Source organism: Mesorhizobium sp. M8A.F.Ca.ET.021.01.1.1, assembly GCF_003998025.1.
Classification (GTDB): Bacteria; Pseudomonadota; Alphaproteobacteria; order Rhizobiales; family Rhizobiaceae; genus Mesorhizobium.
Window position 1 is genome coordinate 1 of the sequence record NZ_RZSJ01000651.1, and the last position, 3,295, is coordinate 3,295.

The window sequence follows — 3,295 nt, forward strand, 5'->3', positions numbered from 1 at the left end:
ATGTTCGCGGCTGTGGCCGAAATTGAGGACGAGCGCCGCCTGAGGGTAGGCGCGCGCCGCCGTCGAGATGCCCGCGGCCTCGCGGGCCGGCGACGGGCGGCCATCGGCAGCGACCGCAAGCGACGCATCGATCTCGCTGCCGTCGACCAGCGCGGCATGAGCTTTGGCGGCGCCGAGATGCCAGGCCTTCACCATCGATCTGCGCCATTCGATCCCGGAATGCGCGGCCACCTTGCCGGCAAGCGCGGGTCCAAGGACGCCGTTGGGCAGGTTCAGGCCGAACCGTTCCTCGTCGATCTCGCTGGCGCGGAAAATGACGACGGGACTGCGGATCAGCCTGCCGGTCGCATCGACAATACGCATCACCTTCAAGGGGGCGGCCTTGGGCTCGATGTCCTCGAGCACGCCCAGCCGTTCGAGCACTTTCAGGGCAGGCGTCATGAGCGCCGTGGTGCGACCGTCGGGAGCCGAAACCTCAGGCCCGGCAATCGTCACCGGAAAGCCGGCATCGGCGAAGGCAAGCGCGGCGATCAATCCCGCCGGCCCGGTGCCTGCGATCAGTATCCGCGCTGTTTCCTGATGCTCCAAGATCGGCTTCCGGCTTGCTGTGCGAGGCGGCCATCAGGCCTGCCCAGTCGAGAGACGCATATAGGGCAGATCATGCGGCTTGATCAACGCGGCGATTCGGCCCATTCGAGTGTCATGACCGGCCAACAGGACGATTTCAGCCACCTCGACCGCGCCGGCCGCGCCACGGCAAACGTCGCGCGCAAGCCGCGCTGGACGGTCAACGTCGTCGTCGGTGCAAGCATCGCACTGGCCTGGCTGCTGCTTGCCGCGATGGCGATTCGCGGCGCCGAGGCCCAGATCGGCGCGCCAGGCGACACTTTGTTGCGTAACTTGCCGCAACTGCCGTTACCGGCCGTGCTCGAACGGTTCTTCGTACTCTGCCTTTCACCTGCGCCGCTGGACGCTAGCATCGGCCCGCGTACCCTGGCGCTCATCCTCATGTGGTTTCTCATGGCGATCGGCGCGATGCTGCCATCCGCGGCGCCAATGATCCGCACCTATTGCGAGATCGCCGATACGGCGCGGATCAAGGGGGAGCCAGTCGTCCATCCGCTGGTGCTGGTTGCCGGCTACCTCAGCGTCTGGCTTGCCGCCTCGATGCTGTTTGCGGCAGTGACACTTGCCGTCCACGCATTCGCCGCCACGGGAGGGATATTCGATCCGCTGCTTGGCGCTGCCGGTGGGCTCGCCTTGCTGGTTGCCGGCCTCTACCAGTTCAGCGGCCTCAAGGAGGCCTGCCTGAAGAAATGCCGGAATCCGTTCTCGATCCTGTTTTCGAACTGGAGCGCGAGAACCGTCCGCGTCTTCCAGCTCGGCGTCGCGCAAGGCATCTGGTGCCTCGGCTGCTGCTGGGCATTGATGCTGGTGATGTTCGCAGTCGGCGTGATGAACGTCTTCTGGATGGCGCTGATCGGCGTGTTCACCCTGATTGAAAAACAGACGACGGGCAGTCTTCCAACCCGGCTGGCTGGTGCGATACTGCTTGTCTGGGCAGCCGCGCTGCTAGTAGTCTCGCTATGAGTGGGGGAAATTCGATGGCAGATCAGAGCTGGGCAATGAAAGGAGAGCTCGTACTCTCCTGCAATTGCACGGTTTTTTGCCCTTGCGTGCTGTCGCTTGGCAACCATCCTCCGACCGAAGGTTACTGCCAGACCTGGGCGGGTTTTCGTATCGACGCCGGCCATTTCGGCGAGGTCGACCTCTCCGGTCTCAATCTTGGGCTGATCATGGAAATCCCCGGTTACATGAGCCGTGGCAACTGGACCGCGGGCCTGTTCATCGACGTCAGGGCCTCTGTCTACGCGGTCAAGGCCTTGACCAAGATATTCACCGGCAAAGCCGGCGGAACGACGTCGCTGCTCTCGATCCTGGTCGGCAAATTCCTGGGCGTCGAACAGGTGCCGATCACCTACGAGACGCGCGACAAGACGCGTATTTTCCAGATACCCAGGATTATCGACGGGGCGGTCACACCAATCGCGGGCAAGGACCGCGAGAAGGATACGGTGATCACGGATTCCGAATACTGGATCGCGCCGGAGATCATCGTGGCCAGGTCCGACAAGAGCAAGATGCGGGCCTTTGGCCGCAACTGGAATTTCGCCGGCCGCTCGGCCGAGATATGCAAGCTGGATTGGCGGGGCCCGTGAGGAAGAACACAAAGGCCCGCAAGATCGCCGAGAAGATCACGGAACGGATTCCGCGACCGAAGAAGAAGGTCACTTGGCCGCAGGCGCGCGCGTTTTCGGTGCATCTGCTGACCGCTTCCGGTTCGTTCCTGGCTTTCCTGTCGCTGGTGGCGGCGAGCGAGGAGCGCTGGACGGCCATGTTCTGGTGGCTGGGGCTGGCGCTGTTCGTCGACGGTATCGATGGGCCGATCGCCCGAAAACTGGAGGTCAAGGAAATCCTGCCGACCTGGTCGGGCGAACTTCTCGACAACATTATCGACTATGTGACCTACGTGCTGATCCCGGCCTTCGCGCTCTATCAGCGCGGTTTCATGGGCGAAGGCCTGTCGTTCCTGTCGGCGGCGATCATCGTGGTCTCAAGCGCGATCTACTACGCCGACACCGGCATGAAGACGAAGGAGAATTTCTTCAAGGGATTCCCGGTGGTCTGGAACATGGTGGTGTTCACGCTGTTCGTTATCGAGCCGGGACAATGGGTTTCGTTCGCCGTGGTGGTGGTGGCCGGCATTCTGACTTTTGTGCCGATAAACTTCATCCATCCGGTGCGGGTGAAGCGGCTGCGGCCGATCAATCTCGGCATGACGCTGTTGTGGTGCGCCTTCGGCGCGCTTGCGCTTGCGCAGGCGGCGCTCGCCGCCTTCTACGACGAGATCGGCGTGCTGGGTGAGCAGGTCAGCACTTTTACCAAGATCGGTATTACCATCACGGGGCTCTACCTGGCCTGCATTGGCGGCATTATGCAGTTCTTTCCAAAACTCGGCGCCAAAAAGGCCTGATCAGCCGCTCTTCAAGGAATCCTGTCCATGTCCAAAGCCATCCGAATCCACGCCAATGGCGGCCCCGAAGTCCTGACTTACGAGGACACCGATCCCGGCCAGCCCGGTTCGGGGCAGATCCTGATCAAGCATACCGCGATCGGTCTCAACTTCATCGATGTCTATCATCGCTCGGGCCTCTATCCGCCGCCCGGCGGATTTCCGCTCATTCCCGGCAGCGAAGCCGCCGGCGTGGTGCTGGAAGTCGGCCAGGGCGTCGAC

The 3,295-nt window shown here is 62.6% G+C and carries 5 protein-coding genes; 4 read left to right on the forward strand and 1 reads right to left on the reverse strand.

Going from position 1 to position 3,295, the window contains the following annotated elements; translation table 11 throughout:
* The coding region (locus tag EOA36_RS31515) for an FAD-dependent monooxygenase (protein ID WP_189553455.1) at positions 1-588 on the reverse strand (588 nt) is incomplete at its 3' end.
* Positions 589-702: 114 nt separating this feature from the next.
* On the opposite strand from EOA36_RS31515, the gene EOA36_RS31520 reads away from it, so the two are divergent.
* The 4 genes from EOA36_RS31520 to EOA36_RS31535 all read left to right on the forward strand — a co-directional run.
* The gene (locus EOA36_RS31520) at positions 703-1,590 is read left to right on the forward strand and encodes a DUF2182 domain-containing protein (RefSeq protein ID WP_245464524.1); all 888 of its coding nucleotides are present in this window, start codon (positions 703-705) and stop codon (positions 1,588-1,590) included.
* 14 nt (positions 1,591-1,604) lie between these two features.
* The gene (locus tag EOA36_RS31525) at positions 1,605-2,219 is read left to right on the forward strand and encodes a DUF1326 domain-containing protein (RefSeq protein ID WP_127280772.1); all 615 of its coding nucleotides are present in this window, start codon (positions 1,605-1,607) and stop codon (positions 2,217-2,219) included.
* Positions 2,192-3,034, forward strand: coding sequence for a phosphatidylcholine synthase (gene pcsA, locus EOA36_RS31530; RefSeq protein WP_127280773.1), 843 nt, complete (start codon positions 2,192-2,194; stop codon positions 3,032-3,034). Before EOA36_RS31525 ends, pcsA begins: the two co-directional genes overlap by 28 nt.
* Positions 3,035-3,061: 27 nt before the next feature.
* A partial coding sequence (locus EOA36_RS31535; protein WP_148669441.1) for an alcohol dehydrogenase catalytic domain-containing protein occupies positions 3,062-3,295 on the forward strand: 234 nt, incomplete at its 3' end.

Coding starts and splice junctions, on each gene's coding strand:
- pcsA (WP_127280773.1), top strand. CDS start 2,192: ATGCAAGCTGGATTGGCGGGGCCCGTGAGGAAGAACACAAAGGCCCGC.
- EOA36_RS31520 (WP_245464524.1), top strand. CDS start 703: ATGACCGGCCAACAGGACGATTTCAGCCACCTCGACCGCGCCGGCCGC.
- EOA36_RS31525 (WP_127280772.1), top strand. CDS start 1,605: ATGGCAGATCAGAGCTGGGCAATGAAAGGAGAGCTCGTACTCTCCTGC.